The organism is Spirosoma sp. 48-14, assembly GCF_001898575.1.
Taxonomy (GTDB): Bacteria; Bacteroidota; Bacteroidia; order Cytophagales; family Spirosomataceae; genus Spirosoma.
Genome location: NZ_MKUD01000081.1, coordinates 204,003 through 219,384, shown reverse-complemented (window position 1 = coordinate 219,384; position 15,382 = coordinate 204,003). Strand labels below are relative to the sequence as shown.

Here is a 15,382-nt window from a genome sequence, read left to right as displayed (position 1 = left end):
AGAATCAACCCAGGAATAATAGGACTGTACTTAAATAGGCATAGGTATTTTTTCTAAGTAATCGCCTTTCTAAAAACCTAGGCTATCTTGCCTCGTTTTAACTGATTGTAAAAATAGCCATAAGTACATTTAACTACCTTTTAATTCTGATTCTTCGGTAATCGAATTGATGAAGCGTTATTTTGTTTAGGCATTTCTAAGTGGATGAGAGTAAACATCGCATCATATACGCTGTTGTTTGTTGGGTTATTTTATTTGCCTGCTTCGGCTCAGGTTACATTAAACTTACGACAGACGCTTCAACAAGTACGCACCAATAGCCCGGCTCTCCGAGTCGAACGGCTCAATATCAATGTGGCCCAGGCCGATCAGGTAACTGCAAATTTGCGGCCAAATCCATTGCTAAATAACCAGACGCTCTTTCAGTTAACACCTACGCCGGGCTCCGAAGCCGTTGGGTTATTGAGTCGGCAACGGCGGCAGTTCTGGATTCAGGCTACCAAAGAGTTTGATATTTACAATAAACGAACGTATCGGAATCGGGCAGCCGAAGCCAATACCAATCTGGCTATTCGGAGCGTAGCCGAAACGGAACGGAATTTACTCTTCGATGCGGCCAACCGGTATCTCGATGCCTGGTATGCCCGTATTCAGCTGGCCCTTTTGCAGCGAGCCAAAGCCAATGTGGATACACTGGTGCAATTGAACAGGGTACGGCTGAAAAATCTGGTCATTACCACCACCGATCTGACCCGTACACAGTTGATTTCGGATCAGTATGACCTCCAGACCCGAACGGCCCAGCAGGACCTTCGTAACCGGCTGAATGAATTGCAGCTCGTACTGGGGATTGCCGATAGTGTGAATGTGGCACTAAATGATTCGATCATCCATCCGGCTTTTACTAATCCATTGCGGTTGTACCCGACCATCAATTCGACGGCTGATAGCCTATTGCGATTGGCTACGGCCAACCGAACCGATGTGCTGGCGGCAGAAGCTACTATTGAATCGGCCAAACGAAATGTCGACTTGCAGCAGGTGTTGGCTAAGCCGCGCAACGAAGCCGGTTTTATCTGGAACCCACAGAATGCCATTCCATATGCGGGTGTGTTTCTGACCATTGAGTTGCCGGTATATAGCCGTAATCAGGGCGAGATTCAGAAATCAAGGGTGTTGCAGGAGCAGGCAAGTCAGGCGGCTACGCTGGTACAGACCCGAATCCGATCGGAGGTGCAAACGGCATATCAGTCGTTTATGACCAGTCGTCAGAACATTGAGCGGTATGTTGGCATTCGGCGCGATGCCGACCAGGTACTGGCTTCCGTACGCTATGCCTACCTGCGGGGAGCCACAACACTGATCGATCTGCTTCAGGCCGAAAGCTCGTGGTTCGATACCCAAACGGCCTATTATCAGAGCCTTTATACCTACCGTCAGAATTACGTCCGGTTGTTGTACGTCACCGGGCAGATCAACTTATACTAGCATGACCTTTCGCCATATACTTGTTGCCTTAGCGCTTTTGACAACGGCCTGTAAAGAAAAACCCAAGTCGGTAGTCAAAGCCATACCTCGTCCGACCATTAGTACCGACGGAAGCCAGATTTCGTTTCCCGATGCGGTTATGATGCGGGCCTTCGAAACCCAGGCCGTTCATTCATCAGCCGTTCGCACCGATTTTATGGCCCCCGGCCATATTGCGGCTATGGTAGTTCGTTCGGTCGAAAATCCATCCGAACACCTGGTACTGTTCGATGACCCTGGTTTGGCGGATAATTACACGGCCATTCTGCAACACCGGATCAACATCCAGACGCAGAAAGGGAATCTCGAACGGATTAAGGATTTGCAGGCGCATGGAGCCGCATCGGGCAAAGAAGTTATTGAAGCCCAAACCCAACTGGCCAATGAAGAAGCGGCCATCATTTCGGACGAAGCGACGCTGAAACTGGCGGGTTTCGACCCAAAAGCCCTGCGGCAGGCTCGCCCGAATACGATTTTAGTAGTTTGTGAAATACCTGAAAATCAGTTTGGTAGTATTCGAAGTGGGTTGAAATGTACGCTCAATTTTACGGCGTTTCCAAATGAACGATTTCAGGGTGTGATCGATAATGTCAATGATTACGTCGACAATACCACGCGGCAGATTAAACTTCGGATTTCGGTTGCTAACCCCGATGGTCGATTGAAGGCGGGTATGTTTGCTACGGTTCAGTTTGGGGTTGTCGATGGCAACTTTATGACCGTTTCGCGCGATGCGGTCGTAACGGTGCAGGGCCGCGATTATGTGTTTGTGAAAACCGGGCCACAGGCTATTGAACGACGGGCCGTACAGCTAGGTCAGCAACGAGCCGACCGGGTTGTGGTGCAGAGTGGACTGAAAGATGGAGAAGCCGTTGTATCGGCCAATGTCCTGCAATTGAAAGGGTTGAGCTTCGGGTACTGATTATGATTCAGCATTTAATAACATTTTCGCTCAAGAATCGCTGGGTCATCGTCGGATGCGCCGTAGCGTTGATGGGCCTTGGCCTGTGGTGCTTCAAACTGCTCAAGATTGAAGCCTATCCGGATATTGCCGATACCAACGTCATTGTCATTGCCAAGTATGACGGACGGGCGGCTGAGGAGGTTGAGCAGCAGGTAACGATCCCCATCGAGCGGGTTCTGAACAGTGTTCCGCATGTAACCGACCGACGTTCTCGGACCATCTTCGGTTTGTCGGTGGTGCAGTTGAATTTCGATGAAACCGTTACGGACTACTTTGCCCGTCAGCAGGTTATTGAGCGGCTGTCGGGGGCCGAACTGCCGGATGGCGTATCGCCCGAACTGGCTCCCTTGACTACGGCCGTTGGTGAAATCTACCGGTATGTGATCGAAGCCCCGCCAAGTATGACGCCTATGCAACTGCGGGATTTGCAGGACTGGGTTATCATTCCGCAACTGCTACAGGTGCCGGGGCTGGCCGATGTAACGACCTTCGGTGGGCCGATCAAACAGTTTCAGGTGATTCCTGATCCGGCAAAACTGCGTAAATACAGCCTGACCTTGCAGGATGTGATCGATGCGGTTCAGAAAAATAACCAGAATACGGGTGGGAATATCATTGCACGCGGAGGGCAGGGCTTTGCCGTTCGGGGGCTCGGTGCGCTGAAAACGCCCGAAGATATTCAGCATATCGTCCTGAAAGCGAATGAGGGTGTTCCGGTACTGTTGCGTGATGTGGCCAGTGTCGAAATCAATCCACCGTCGCCATCGGGTATTTTGGGCTATCGGATTCCCGACGAAAACCTGGATGTGATCGGCGCTACGGAAGGGATTGTACTGCTCCGTCGGGGCGAAAACCCCAGCGAAGTACTTGAGTTGTTGAAGGCGAAAATAGCGGATCTGGAAGCCCGCGAACTACCGCGTGGCGTTCATCTGCGCGTACTGTACGACCGGGGCTTTTTGATCGATCATTCGCTCGAAACGGTTGCCCACACGCTGATTGAGGGTATCTCGATTGTGGCTATTCTGCTGGTTCTGTTTTTAGGCAGTTTACGAGCGGCTTTGGTGGTTACGGTCACCATTCCGTTTTCGCTGCTGTTTGCGTTTATACTCATGAAACTGGTGGGCATTCCAGCCAACCTACTGTCGCTGGGGGCTATCGACTTCGGTATCATTGTGGATGGAGCCAGTGTTATGGCCGAACACCTGATCCGAAAATATCGATCCTCGGGTCCGGCCGAGCGAAATCAGGGCATTGTGAATGTGACATCCAGGTCGGCAGGCGAAGTGGCGCGGGAAATTTTCTTCTCGGTTACGATCATTATTCTGGCCTACATGCCCATTCTGCTCATGCAGCGGGTAGAAGGGAAGTTGTTCAGCCCGATGGCTTTGACGCTTTCGTTTGCCGTAATTGGTTCGCTGATCTGCGCGCTGACCCTTATCCCGGTTTTAATCTCGTTTGCCTTTCGGAAAGCACTGGCCCCTGATGGCAAACCGCTCAAAGAGCACAAAAACCTGCTGCTGTCGCCCCTGGAACATGGCTATCAATGGTTGTTAAAATCGGTCCTGTTTCGGATGCCGCGTCTGGTTGTGGGCGTAGGGATGATCGTCGTGCTGGTCATGATTGGGTTTGGCCTGAAACTGGGTACTGAATTCCTGCCCGAGCTGGATGAAGGGTCTATTTTCATGCGGGCGTTTATGCCGTCGGGGATTACGATTCAGGAAAATGCCAAGATCTCGCCTAAAATCCGGGACATAATTAGCACCTACAAGCCAGTCAGTTTTGTGATTACCCAGGCCGGGCGTAACGATGACGGTACCGACCCTTTCCCAACCGACCGTACCGAAATTCTGATTGGCCTCAAAGATTACAGCACATGGTCGGATACGATTTCGAAGAAAGAGATTGTCCGTTCGATGCAGAACCAGTTGCAGGAAGCCTTTCCGGGCGCGTTTTTCTCGTCGGGCCAACCGATTATCGACCAGGTGATGGAGATTGTGACGGGGAGTGCTGCCGATCTGGCCATTTCGGTTGTCGGTAGTGATTTATCGCTGATGCGCAGCAAAGCCGATAGCATCGCCACACTGGTACGGGCAATGAATGGGGCCGTATCCGTGAATATTGAGCAGGAGGGGCCGCAGGACCAGTTAGCCATTCGAATCAATCGGCCGGCAGCTGCCCGATATGGCATCAACGTGGCCGAAATCGAGAGCATGATCGAAGCGGCCATTGGTGGAAAAGCCATCGGGTCAATTTATGACGAAGCCAAACGGTACGATATAGTAGTTCGCTTCACGCCCGAAAGTCGTGGGAGTATGGATGCCATCCGGTTGCTTCAGGTTCCATCGGCTTCGGGAGCCTTAATTCCCATGAACGAACTAGCCGACATTCGGTATGTGCAGGGACAAACCAATATTTACCGCATCAATGGCAAGCGCATGGTGACAGTCCGAACCAATATTCGGGGCCGCGATCAGGGCGGTTTTGTCAAGGAGATTAGCCAGAAGGTTCGCGAACACGTAAAAATCCCGGAAGGCTACAGTGTTATTTACGGAGGGCAGTACGAAAATCTGGAACGGGCGGGTGGTCAACTGGCCGTCTCGATTCCGTTGACAATTGTAGTCGTTTTCCTATTCCTGTTTATGCTTTACGGCAATGTTCGGGATACCTTCCTGACGCTTACCTGTTTGTTATTTGCGCTGGCGGGTGGTATTGGGGCTCTGTTGCTGCGAGGCTATAACTTCAACGTTTCGGCTGGAGTGGGCTTTGTTTCGATTTTTGGGATTTCGGTAATGGCTGGTGTACTGCTGGTATCGGCCCTAAATCGTAATCTGATGAATAACCCGAAGTCGTTGATGGAAATTACCATTGACACGGCTCAGGAACAGTTCCGGGCCATTATGGCCATTATGGTCGTGGCTATTATTGGTCTGGTGCCAGCCGCTATTTCGAGTGGTATCGGCTCCGACGTACAGCGCCCACTGGCTACGGTAATTATCGGTGGGCTAACGACTACATTGCTCTTTACCCCGCTGATTATTCCGCCCTTATTCTATATTGTTAACCGTAAGCGCCCCCGGCCAACTCCGCTTGATTCGTCGGGACACCACATTCCTGAACCCATCGAAGAAGGAACGGAGATTTAGGTAATGAATAATGAAAAATGTATAATGTATAATGGACAAACATTTCTAGATGGATTCATTGTCCATTATACATTATACATTTTTCATTATAACTTCTGTTTCAGGCAAACTTTTCCAACTGCTTCACCAGCACATTGAAATCTTTTGGATAAGGCGCGACAAACGTTTGCTCTTCGCCATTCAATAGAGCGAAGGTCAGCGAATGGGCGTGGAGCGCTACTCGTTGGATGAGTGGTTGTTCTTCGGTGCCCTGCTTCAGATTGAATTTACGCTTCACATCAGACAGATAAACAGGCTCTCCTCCATAAGTAGCATCAAAAACAATGGGTGCCTTAAGGCACATCAGGTGTACCCGAATCTGGTGCATCCGGCCCGTGATGGGCATGCATTCTACCAGCGTTGTTGTCCGAAATGCCTGTAACGTGTTAAAAATCGTTTCGGCAATTTTTCCCTTCTCCCGGTCAATCCGCACGGCTGTACCGTCTTTGATGGGTGAAATGGGTAAATAAACGGATACGTTATCGAAATTGTGTACACCGTTCGTAACAGCATGGTAGCGCTTGGTCACCTCCCGATGTTCGAATTGCATGGCCAGATGGCGATACGCTTCCGGGTTCTTGGCAATCGCCAGAATCCCCGACGTCTCTTTGTCCAGACGATGGCCTAGTTGCGCATCAGCATGGTATTCCTTCGCCATTCGCAGAATGCTAATGCCCGTCCGGTCGGTTGTCCGTTCATCGAGCGAAGCTACGTGCGGAGGTTTATTAATGAGTATATAGTCCTCATTTTCAAATACAATGAGGTCTTCAAAATTAAGTTTCATTGGGTAGGTCATTTGATTGACATGACTGGCCCTCCCTTATCATTTATGGGCCTTATCGCTGAAAACAAGCAACGGCAACAAATGACTGGTATGACTAGTGAATGACAATAGAACAAACACAAAAAGCCTCCTCCTGACCGGAAGAGGCTTATAGATAAGATCGTAGCGAATTAAGCGGTCAGCGTACCGCGCTGAGCTGCTTTGCGAATGGTGGCTTCCAGACCGTTTTTGTTGATGGTCTTGATAGCGGACGTAGCCACTTTCAGCGTGATCCACTCACCCGTCGATTCAACAAAGAACCGCTTCTTTTGCAGGTTCGGATAAAACTTACGCTTGGTTTTATTGTTAGCGTGAGAAACGTTGTTTCCGACGCGGGTGCGCTTTCCTGTGATTTGACAAACTCTGGCCATTACCGTACTCGTTTTCCGTATGAGGGCGCAAAATTCGCTAAATAATTCATAATCTGCAAGTCATTGCTTCTTTTTTTTGAAACCATAGGGGCAATGTCGGCAGCCATTCTGGCAACAATAACCCCGTTTGAGGTGATAGGCCGCTGTAAACACGAGATAGCCTTCCGGCGTATAGTAATAATCGTCGTCGGCTAAATCAGGGACTTTCTTCCTGGTAGGTTGTACAGGCATAGGGGTTGTGGGTCTGCCTAAATCCGTGTATTTTTGGAAAGAAACGGACGACAGAGCCGCTTAGTTGCAACCTGCCCAAAAAGCCTTCATCAACGTTTTCACTTTAACCGTTTGTAGCTATGACGATTGAACCAATCACCCCGACATCGCCCGCCGATAAAGCCATGGAACTTGAATGGCACTATGGCGCGCATAATTATCATCCTATCCCGGCGGTATTGACGCGGGGCGAAGGTGTCTTCGTGTGGGATGTAGAGGACAAGCGTTATTTCGATTTTCTGTCGGCGTATAGTGCCGTCAGTCAGGGGCATTGCCACCCACGGATTATCAATGCCCTGATCAAACAGGCGCAACGACTTACCCTAACCTCGCGGGCGTTCTACAACGACCAGACGGGTATCTGCGAAAAATTCCTTTGCGACTATTTTGGGTACGACAAAGCTCTGATGATGAATTCCGGGGCCGAAGGGGGCGAAACGTCGCTGAAACTGACCCGCAAATGGGCGTATAAAGTGAAAGGGATTCCGCAGAACCAGGCAAAAACAGTATATGCTGCTGGAAACTTCTGGGGACGAACCCTGGCGGCTATTTCATCGTCGACCGATCCGAGTAGTACCAACGATTTCGGTCCATTGCTGCCGGGCTACATTGTGATTCCCTATAACGACCTTAACGCCCTAGAAGATACCTTCAAACGTGACCCGAACATTGCCGGGTTTATGGTGGAGCCGATTCAGGGTGAAGCGGGTGTAGTGGTGCCCGACGAGGGCTATCTGCGTGGTGTACGCGACCTGTGTACCAAGTACAATGTGCTGTTTATTGCTGATGAAGTCCAGACGGGTATCGGGCGAACAGGTAAGCGGATTGCCTGCGACCACGAGGGGGTAAAACCTGATTTGCTGGTGCTGGGCAAAGCCCTGTCGGGTGGAACGATGCCTGTATCGGCTGTTTTAACGTCTGACGAGGTCATGCTGACCATCAAACCGGGCGAACATGGGAGTACATACGGCGGCAATCCATTGGCCTGCGCCGTTACGATGGAGGCATTACAGGTCGTTGAAGATGAGAAGCTGGCCGAAAATGCAACTGCCATGGGTGAAGTGTTCCGGGCGCGTATGACAGCGCTAAGTCAAAAAACCGACCTCGTAAAATCCGTTCGGGGAAGAGGGCTACTCAACGCCATCGTGATTTCCGAGCGCCCGGAATTCGGGGACGAAACCGCCTGGGAAATCTGTTTGAAGCTGAAAGACAACGGCCTGCTGACCAAGCCAACGCACGGCGATAAAATTCGATTTGCCCCACCGCTCGTGATCAACGAAGAGCAGCTTCACGAAGCGTGTGACATTATTGAGAAAACAATACTCGCTTTTTAAGCGCGTACGACCAGACGGGTAAGGAACGAGGACAGAGGCATGGTAAGTACCCATTACTCTGTCCTTTTTGTATACATTTACCAATAGTATAGTCAGGCCCGAATGCAGCCACTGAGCGATAAATGGATGCGGATACTGGGGGTTCCACTATTAGCTTTAGTGGGCCAATGGGCTATGTATGGATATACCAACGTTCCTTATCCTGATGATTGGCGCATTCCCTTTTTTTTCGTGCTGGGCAGTGTAGTCGTTTGGGAAAGTAACCGCTGGGGTATCATTTTTTCCAGGCGACGTTACCCCGAGCAAACACAGACCTGGCAACGGGTACTGTATCAACTCAGCTGGTTTATTGTCTTTGCCAGTTTCATTCGCATTACCCAGACCTGGTTTTATCAGCAGATAGGCCTCTGGCATTCAACGGAATTGTTTGAGTTCAAGCCGTATTTTTTTAATACGTTGGTGTCGGTAGTGGGTACCGTTCAGATTGCGGCTGTCTACGAAGGAATTTATCTATACCAGCGGTGGCGAATAACCTATGAAGAGGCCGAAGAGCTAAAAAAAGTGAATTTACAAAGCCAGCTCGATTCGCTAAAAACGCAGATCAACCCTCATTTTTTATTTAATAATCTGAATTCACTTTCGTCGCTTATAACCACCGATGCCCAGCAGGCCGAGCTGTTTCTGGACGAATTATCGTCGGTGTATCGGTATTTGCTTCGGCAGGATGAGCGATCTCTGTGCCCTTTGGCTGAGGAAATCCGGTTTATCAAATCGTATTTTTATCTGTTAAAGACCCGATTTGGTGATGGAATCTTTATGGAAATCGCTGTAGATGAGTACACTATGCTATGCCTTATTCCACCGCTGACCCTTCAACTCCTGTTCGAAAATGCCATCAGGCACAACATCATTTCGGTTGATCGGCCTTTGACTATTCGCGTATATACAGAGCAGAAGATACTGTACGTAGAGAATAACCGTCAACTCCGAACGGCTACAGCGGCTTCGAATCAGACTGGTTTGCAGAATAGTATGACGAAATATAAGCTGCTCGACCAGCCATCGGTAACTGTATACCAGGATGAGTCCAGATTTCGAGTGGGTGTTCCACTATTACCTCCTCCCGGTGAAGTAACGGTGTCTAAAAGTGAACGTAGCCGATAAGCTGGTTACCCTTGATTCTGTAGCCAGTGTTTTACTTCGGTGAGCATGAGCGCGGCCGATTTTCTTGTAGCGGCTACGTCGCTGTTAAGCTGATTGAGTCGGTTGCTTACCGCACTGGATAGATTGAAAAAAACGCTGAATTCGTTAATGTGCTGAGGGCCAGTAGGTAGGTCGCGGCCCGAAAAGAAATTAATCAGGTCCTGGTATTCGCTATCGGGATTCATAGCACGAAGGTAGGCACCTGAGATTTTATTTCCATCTCTTCAGGCATAAATACATTCGGCCCAAAAATTGCAATTACTTCCAACGGTGTTTGAGAGAACACCGTTGGAAAGTGCAACACGCTGGTTCTTTTAGAGCCAGTGTGTTTGCCTTTTTCATAACTACCGATGGGCTTGATTGTTGCAGTAATAACTAAAATGCTGGCTCCTCTCAGACCAGCATTTTATATTTTTCAGTCATTCGAAGTTTCTTACTGGGCGACAAAAGCCAACCTTTTACCGGCAGGATCAATGGCTAATCGAGTAAGTTGAGTGATACCGGCTGAACTAAAATCGGCAACGGGCTGCCAGCCTGAAGTAGTGTTGGGATTGTACTGATACAATACAGGCCCACGGGCCATCAAAATCAGGCCATCGGGTGTCCAGATAAAATCTTCACTGCCTTCCAGGGTTGGTACGATACCCGTTGACGTTCGTGTTTTCAGGTCAAGCTGTCGTATTTCCCAATGGGTAGCATCCTGTTTATGAACGTAGCTTAACACCTGCTTCCCTGGAATTTTTAGCAGTGTTCGGCCAATGCTGGCAGCTACCCGAATGGTATCGCCTGTACTTACTTTCGCCAGTTGAAGCGAATTGGGCGACCCTAGAATAAACAGCGCCAGCCAGTCAGAATCCAGCCAGCAATGATAACCAACCGGCTTTACCGCTGGGAGCACCAGCGTAGGTTCGCCAGCACCTGACAACGGGAATTTCCACAACCGCTGCGTTTTATCACCTTCAACACGAATGACGGAGAAATAGGCTCGGTCAGGGGTTATGGTTGGTGAGTATTCGCCCTCGGGAGTTCGGGTCAGTTGGGTAGTCGTTTTGGAGTCGAGCGTATATCGGTAGATGTCGGTTTGTCCGTCTGCCTGCATGGACGTATACAACAGACTTTTTCCATCTGGCGAAAAAGACGGCTGATTGTCATACCCTTTTCGCTGGGTAATATTCTGCGGAGTGCCCACTTTGAGTGGCGATGTTGTCATATCGACCAGAAAAATATCCGTATCTGCCTGGGCCAATACCGGAGACGTGACCCATAGGGCACAGACAATATAAACGACGATGCTACTAAAGCGTAGGGATAAGCGCCGATCGGTGAGCGCCGAAGAATGGTAGTTCATGAGGAAGTGCAGGTTGTAAATAATGTTTATCCAACAAGATAAGACAATACTCATTACCAGCATCTTACAGTAAGGATTTTAGCTTGGTAAAAAGTGTGTAACCTACGGGAATGCAATTGCCAAACCAATAAACTGGCACGTTATATGTACGAACCAGCATGATTCGCTGGGAACTGCATGCTACAACGTTATGATGGAAAACTCTACACTTCAGAAAAGTCTCTTTTTTACGATCGAATCGGCCATTTTGGATCAACGCGTCATTCAAATCAACGTTCAGGGAGCCTGGCGAACGTTGGAGCCGTACCAATTGGGGCTATCCAGGCAAGGTTCCAGAAAACTGACTCTGTATGGTTACTGCCGCGATCGGGCTTGTGTGTCACGAACCAACAGCCGATGGCAGTTTTTTGAAATAGACCAGATTTCCCGCATAGAGTTGACAACCTATAGTTTCCTGCCACACGTCAGTTACAGCGAGCAAGCTGACCTACTGCATCCTGTTTTCTTTTGGGTACCAACCTCAGTAAAGGCCTGTAAATAAAGACAAATAGCGAAACGGGTTTGTTTTAACGGGTATAGTTGTCAAGAAATGCAACGACCTGTTTGTGGAAATGCTTGAAACTGCCAGAGCGAGATTCGAGCCAGTCGGCAGCTAAATCAACTAAGATTTCATTCGCTTTTTCAAGCTGTTTTTCAACCCGAAGTTTGCCTCCGTATATTTTTGCTTTAGCTTCATGTCGTGCAATGTGATCCAACGGCTCATTTTTAGTTGACCCTGTGTTTTGCTGGCGCCATTGAAGGTAAAGCAACCAGTGTTCAATACATTGGACAGGGATCATGAATATTACTCTAGAATGCGCCCGGCAGAGTGTCGTTAATTTTACCTTTAATGCGTCGATTTGCCTGATTTCTACGGAGTCGGCATCCCGACCAACAAATAGAATATCTAAGTTGAATTTGGTGAATGCTTGTCGGGATGCATCGGGCAGGGCATCTTCTACTTCTTTAGCATTTGACGCTTTGATTTGCCAGCCAAACGAGTCATTTTGTTGGAATACGTTTGGATGGCATTGGTTGAGGTAATGCTCAATGAAATTTTTATGTGCTCTGTCTTCGCACAAAATGCCATAGCTAATTACTTGATTCATCGAGGTATACCGCCTATAAATCCAACTTTCCAGGCTTCCCCTAAGCCATTGAGGTATTGAGGAGGATCAAAGCCCGCTTTTTCGCTTTCGGCCGTTTCTGGTTCAATAATATCACGTTGAAGATTTTTTACGTGCGTGGCTCCTTCTTCATCTTTATCGAAAATAAAAACGGACTCCGGCATATCTTTAAACATATCGACAACGGCCGGGCTATGAGTCGTCATAATTACCTGAATATCTTTATCGTCAGCTAACCCGAAAATAAAGTTGATGACCTCTTCTATTCGTCGTGGATGAATCCCTTTTTCGGGCTCTTCAAGGAGCAAAAGTTTTGGTGGATTGGGTTGGTTGATAATGGTAAGTAGAGCTAAAAAATAAAGTACACCTTCTGACACATCTTCTGCCCAGTATTCTTCATCCTGTTTGCCGAAAAATTTCAATCCAAGTTTACTATCTTTTCCAATTTTAACAGGTGGTGTACTAAAGCTTATTATGTCCTGAACACATCTATCTAAATCCTTTTCTATTTTTTGATAAGCCCGTTTGTAGTTCGTATTTAAATAAAAAAGGAAAGGAATGAGATTTGAGCAATCGCCTTTTAACTCTATTTCATCGGCAGAAAAATCCGCTGGCTGTACTAATTTATTAGGGTCTGGTTTGTAAATAATTAAAGGGTTTAGCCTTTGTTTTAATTCATCTGGATTATAGTGAAGTTTTGTCCCATTTGACCTTCGACCATGCTGTATCAAATCCTTTGATCGCTCAATTTGAGCATTACTTCCTACCTGACAGCTAAATATTGTTTGAACGTTATACTCTTTGTCATGAGTGTAAAATAATTCAATAGCGATGAGATCACTTTGATGATGTTTGAAAAGTAAGCGCTCGTATTCCGGCTCCTGTTGATTCGTATTTTCTTTAGCCATATACTCCAGCGCCTTCAAAAAATTGGTTTTGCCTGAGTTGTTCGGGCCGATGAGGAGGTTGACTTTTTGAAGGTCGAGGGTGACGTCTTTCAGGCTTTTGAAATTCTGAATGGAAATGCGCTTGAGCATGGTAGTAAAGCGGTTAGTTAGGCGCAAAATAACGAATTAGTTGCCCATTTGGGTACTGCGCATCAATACGGTATTGTCGGGGTCGATGACGACGGTGGCGGGTTTGGTCGCTGCCGGAATCGTGTATGTCTGGGTTTGCTCTGAGAGGGTTAGCTTAGATGAGCGACTTAGTTCACGTCCGCGATTGTCGCGAAGGCTGAACGTAAGCGGAATGGTAAACAGATGCCCCGTTCGTTGTGCCTGCCGAACGTCGATGACCAGCGATTTTTTAGTCGCATCATAACGGGAACTCCAAACGATTTCGGGGAAGCCGGGTTGGTAAAGCCATTGCTGGAAGAACTGCCCCAGTTTTTTGCCCGATTCTTTTTCCATGATTGCCTGTAAATCGCTGGATTGGGCGTTGCGGTTCCGGTAAGCGGTATAATAAGCCCGAATGCCTTTCCAGAATACATCGTCGCCCAATTCATGCCGAAGCATGTGCAGCACCCAGCCGCCTTTCTGGTACGAATTCGGATTCAGTAAATCCATCAGGTTTGAGGCCGTCGAGTCGACAATGGTGCCTTTGGGTTTTAAAGCCGAAAAGCGAAAAATCTGCCCTTTATTCTGGTTCAGAACAGCGTTGAGCGTGTCTTTGCCGTAGGCATGTTCCAGATAGAGGGCGGAGAAATACGTAGCGAACCCCTCACTTAGCCACAACTGCGACCAGTCGGATTCAGTAGCTGAGTTACCGAACCACTGATGGGCGATTTCGTGTGCCAGCAGCGCTTCCACATCCGAATCTTTATGCCCTACAATTATTTTCTCGTTGTAGAAAATGCAGCTTGCGTTTTCCATGCCTCCAAAAATGGTGGTCGATTCTACATTCGCCAGCTTCTCATACGAATACGGGCCAATCCGGTCGATGAAATATTGCAGGATTTCCTTGGCGGGACGGTAATCGACAAACCCTTTCTGGCTATCGTTGGGGTACAGCCAGCTTTGCACCGGAACCCCATTGATTGAGCCTACTTCATCCACCACAAACCGGGCGGCACCAATCACCATCACTTTGGTTGGAATAGGCGTGTTTTCCTGCCAGCGGGTGAGTTTACGCGCATTGGGCAGGCTGCTTTCGCCCATAAACTTGCCATTGGCAATAACCCGGTAGGTTGCTGGGGCATTTACGGCAAACGAGCAGGTAGCTTTATCGGACGGATGGTCAACAACGGGTAAGTAATTTCGGGCGTTGTTGGGCCAGTTGTCACCGAAGAAAGTGCGGTCGCCAAATTTGTTCCGGCTGATAATCAACCCCTGTTTCGGCGTTCCGTCGTAGCGAATGGTTAGTTCAGTTGCCTGATTGGGCTGAGCGGGCAGATTGATAAATACTTTGTCATTTCGTTGGTTAAAAGGAGCTGGTTTTCCATCGGCCAGTGTTACCGATCGAACCGTCATGCCTGTTTGTAAGGTATCCGATTTACCGCCAATCAGGTCGAACCAGACGGTTTGTCGGTCGTCGGCACGGGTAAACCGGATGGTCGTTTCGCCACGGATGAGGTTGGTCGAATCACTTAGGGTAAGCGAAAAGGCGTAGTTTTGAACGTCGACGCCCGGCTGGGTATACCGAGCTAAATAACCGGGCGATTGCGAGCAGGCAGAAGTAGCCACCAGGGCCAGTAAACCAATCAGAAATTCAATACTGTTTTTTTTCATTCTTTAGACTCCTTTATCTCCTGGCATAGTTCGATCAGCACACCGTTGGTGCCTTTAGGATGCAGGAAACACACTAATTTGTTGTCGGCTCCGCGCTTGGGAACTTCATTCAATAACGTAAACCCGTCGGCTTTTAGCCGCTCCATTTCCGACAGAATATCATCGACTTCAAAGGCGATGTGATGAATGCCTTCGCCTTTCTTCTCCAGAAATCTGGCAATGGGGCTATCGGGATTCGTTGCTTCGAGAAGCTCGATTTTCGTCTCATTTACTCGAAAGAACGAGGTGGTTACGCCTTCGGAGGCAACTGCTTCGGATTTGTAGGGAGCTACATTAAGCAGTTTGGTAAAGAGTTCGTTTGACGTAGCGATATCACGAACGGCGATGCCGATATGTTCGACGTTGGTAAACATACACAGAATGAACAGTGGTTAATGCACGATGTATAATGAAGGCTGTGATCAGGAA

Annotated in this window: 15 protein-coding genes; 6 read left to right on the top strand and 9 right to left on the bottom strand. The window is 48.5% G+C overall.

Features of this window, described 5'->3' with window-relative positions; all coding sequences use genetic code 11:
- Positions 1-204 precede the first annotated feature (204 nt).
- The 3 genes from BGO59_RS33070 to BGO59_RS33060 are packed head-to-tail and all read left to right on the top strand — an operon-like array spanning position 205 to position 5,634.
- Complete coding sequence (locus BGO59_RS33070) at positions 205-1,488, top strand: TolC family protein (RefSeq protein WP_293691452.1); 1,284 nt, start codon at positions 205-207, stop codon at positions 1,486-1,488.
- A gap of 1 nt (position 1,489) precedes the next feature.
- Positions 1,490-2,449, top strand: coding sequence for an efflux RND transporter periplasmic adaptor subunit (locus BGO59_RS33065; RefSeq protein WP_293691451.1), 960 nt, complete (start codon positions 1,490-1,492; stop codon positions 2,447-2,449).
- A 2-nt stretch (positions 2,450-2,451) separates the two neighbouring features.
- Complete coding sequence (locus BGO59_RS33060; protein WP_293691449.1) at positions 2,452-5,634, top strand: CusA/CzcA family heavy metal efflux RND transporter; 3,183 nt, start codon at positions 2,452-2,454, stop codon at positions 5,632-5,634.
- Between the two features lie 100 nt (positions 5,635-5,734).
- Here the strand turns inward: BGO59_RS33060 and BGO59_RS33055 are convergent, their stop codons facing one another.
- The 3 genes from BGO59_RS33055 to BGO59_RS33045 form a co-directional block, all read right to left on the bottom strand.
- On the bottom strand, positions 5,735-6,457 hold the full coding sequence (locus BGO59_RS33055; RefSeq protein ID WP_293691447.1) for an RluA family pseudouridine synthase: 723 nt from the start codon (positions 6,455-6,457) through the stop codon (positions 5,735-5,737).
- Between the two features lie 170 nt (positions 6,458-6,627).
- Entirely contained in the window at positions 6,628-6,867 is a 240-nt protein-coding gene (gene rpmB / locus BGO59_RS33050) for a 50S ribosomal protein L28 (protein ID WP_020601072.1), read from the bottom strand.
- A gap of 60 nt (positions 6,868-6,927) precedes the next feature.
- The gene (locus BGO59_RS33045) at positions 6,928-7,098 is read right to left on the bottom strand and encodes a DUF5522 domain-containing protein (protein WP_293691442.1); all 171 of its coding nucleotides are present in this window, start codon (positions 7,096-7,098) and stop codon (positions 6,928-6,930) included.
- A 119-nt stretch (positions 7,099-7,217) separates the two neighbouring features.
- Between BGO59_RS33045 and rocD the strand changes: the two genes are divergently transcribed.
- Both rocD and BGO59_RS33035 read left to right on the top strand, forming a co-directional pair.
- Entirely contained in the window at positions 7,218-8,471 is a 1,254-nt protein-coding gene (gene rocD, locus BGO59_RS33040; protein WP_293691441.1) for an ornithine--oxo-acid transaminase, read from the top strand.
- Between the two features lie 102 nt (positions 8,472-8,573).
- Positions 8,574-9,635: a sensor histidine kinase gene (locus BGO59_RS33035; protein ID WP_293691440.1), complete on the top strand. Its 1,062-nt coding sequence runs from the start codon at positions 8,574-8,576 to the stop codon at positions 9,633-9,635.
- 5 nt (positions 9,636-9,640) lie between these two features.
- Here BGO59_RS33035 and BGO59_RS33030 read toward each other — a convergent pair whose 3' ends face one another.
- Both BGO59_RS33030 and BGO59_RS33025 read right to left on the bottom strand, forming a co-directional pair.
- Positions 9,641-9,859, bottom strand: coding sequence for a hypothetical protein (locus tag BGO59_RS33030; protein WP_293691439.1), 219 nt, complete (start codon positions 9,857-9,859; stop codon positions 9,641-9,643).
- A gap of 248 nt (positions 9,860-10,107) precedes the next feature.
- Positions 10,108-11,022: a hypothetical protein gene (locus BGO59_RS33025; RefSeq protein ID WP_293691438.1), complete on the bottom strand. Its 915-nt coding sequence runs from the start codon at positions 11,020-11,022 to the stop codon at positions 10,108-10,110.
- Between the two features lie 190 nt (positions 11,023-11,212).
- Here BGO59_RS33025 and BGO59_RS33020 point away from each other — a divergent pair, with 190 nt between their 5' ends.
- Positions 11,213-11,563, top strand: coding sequence for a WYL domain-containing protein (locus BGO59_RS33020; protein WP_293691437.1), 351 nt, complete (start codon positions 11,213-11,215; stop codon positions 11,561-11,563).
- A gap of 25 nt (positions 11,564-11,588) precedes the next feature.
- Here BGO59_RS33020 and BGO59_RS33015 read toward each other — a convergent pair whose 3' ends face one another.
- From BGO59_RS33015 to mce, 4 genes are read right to left on the bottom strand one after another with little or no spacing between them, the layout of a single operon-like run.
- Entirely contained in the window at positions 11,589-12,170 is a 582-nt protein-coding gene (locus BGO59_RS33015) for a hypothetical protein (protein ID WP_293691435.1), read from the bottom strand.
- Positions 12,167-13,225, bottom strand: a complete 1,059-nt coding sequence (locus tag BGO59_RS33010) for an AAA family ATPase (protein WP_293691434.1) — start codon at positions 13,223-13,225, stop codon at positions 12,167-12,169. Before BGO59_RS33010 ends, BGO59_RS33015 begins: the two co-directional genes overlap by 4 nt.
- 36 nt (positions 13,226-13,261) lie before the next feature.
- The gene (locus tag BGO59_RS33005) at positions 13,262-14,914 is read right to left on the bottom strand and encodes a M1 family metallopeptidase (protein WP_293691433.1); all 1,653 of its coding nucleotides are present in this window, start codon (positions 14,912-14,914) and stop codon (positions 13,262-13,264) included.
- Positions 14,911-15,327 (bottom strand): methylmalonyl-CoA epimerase, encoded by a 417-nt coding sequence (mce, locus tag BGO59_RS33000; protein ID WP_293691432.1) that lies wholly within the window; start codon positions 15,325-15,327, stop codon positions 14,911-14,913. The genes BGO59_RS33005 and mce overlap by 4 nt, the downstream gene beginning before the upstream one ends.
- Between the last annotated feature and the right edge of the window lie 55 nt (positions 15,328-15,382).

Bases quoted from the DNA above. Each gene is read 5' to 3' on its own strand.
- BGO59_RS33070 (WP_293691452.1), top strand. From the start codon at position 205: ATGAGAGTAAACATCGCATCATATACGCTGTTGTTTGTTGGGTTATTT.
- BGO59_RS33065 (WP_293691451.1), top strand. From the start codon at position 1,490: ATGACCTTTCGCCATATACTTGTTGCCTTAGCGCTTTTGACAACGGCC.
- BGO59_RS33060 (WP_293691449.1), top strand. From the start codon at position 2,452: ATGATTCAGCATTTAATAACATTTTCGCTCAAGAATCGCTGGGTCATC.
- BGO59_RS33055 (WP_293691447.1), bottom strand. From the start codon at position 6,457: ATGAAACTTAATTTTGAAGACCTCATTGTATTTGAAAATGAGGACTAT.
- rpmB (WP_020601072.1), bottom strand. From the start codon at position 6,867: ATGGCCAGAGTTTGTCAAATCACAGGAAAGCGCACCCGCGTCGGAAAC.
- BGO59_RS33045 (WP_293691442.1), bottom strand. From the start codon at position 7,098: ATGCCTGTACAACCTACCAGGAAGAAAGTCCCTGATTTAGCCGACGAC.
- rocD (WP_293691441.1), top strand. From the start codon at position 7,218: ATGACGATTGAACCAATCACCCCGACATCGCCCGCCGATAAAGCCATG.
- BGO59_RS33035 (WP_293691440.1), top strand. From the start codon at position 8,574: ATGCAGCCACTGAGCGATAAATGGATGCGGATACTGGGGGTTCCACTA.
- BGO59_RS33030 (WP_293691439.1), bottom strand. From the start codon at position 9,859: ATGAATCCCGATAGCGAATACCAGGACCTGATTAATTTCTTTTCGGGC.
- BGO59_RS33025 (WP_293691438.1), bottom strand. From the start codon at position 11,022: ATGAACTACCATTCTTCGGCGCTCACCGATCGGCGCTTATCCCTACGC.
- BGO59_RS33020 (WP_293691437.1), top strand. From the start codon at position 11,213: ATGATGGAAAACTCTACACTTCAGAAAAGTCTCTTTTTTACGATCGAA.
- BGO59_RS33015 (WP_293691435.1), bottom strand. From the start codon at position 12,170: ATGAATCAAGTAATTAGCTATGGCATTTTGTGCGAAGACAGAGCACAT.
- BGO59_RS33010 (WP_293691434.1), bottom strand. From the start codon at position 13,225: ATGCTCAAGCGCATTTCCATTCAGAATTTCAAAAGCCTGAAAGACGTC.
- BGO59_RS33005 (WP_293691433.1), bottom strand. From the start codon at position 14,914: ATGAAAAAAAACAGTATTGAATTTCTGATTGGTTTACTGGCCCTGGTG.
- mce (WP_293691432.1), bottom strand. From the start codon at position 15,327: ATGTTTACCAACGTCGAACATATCGGCATCGCCGTTCGTGATATCGCT.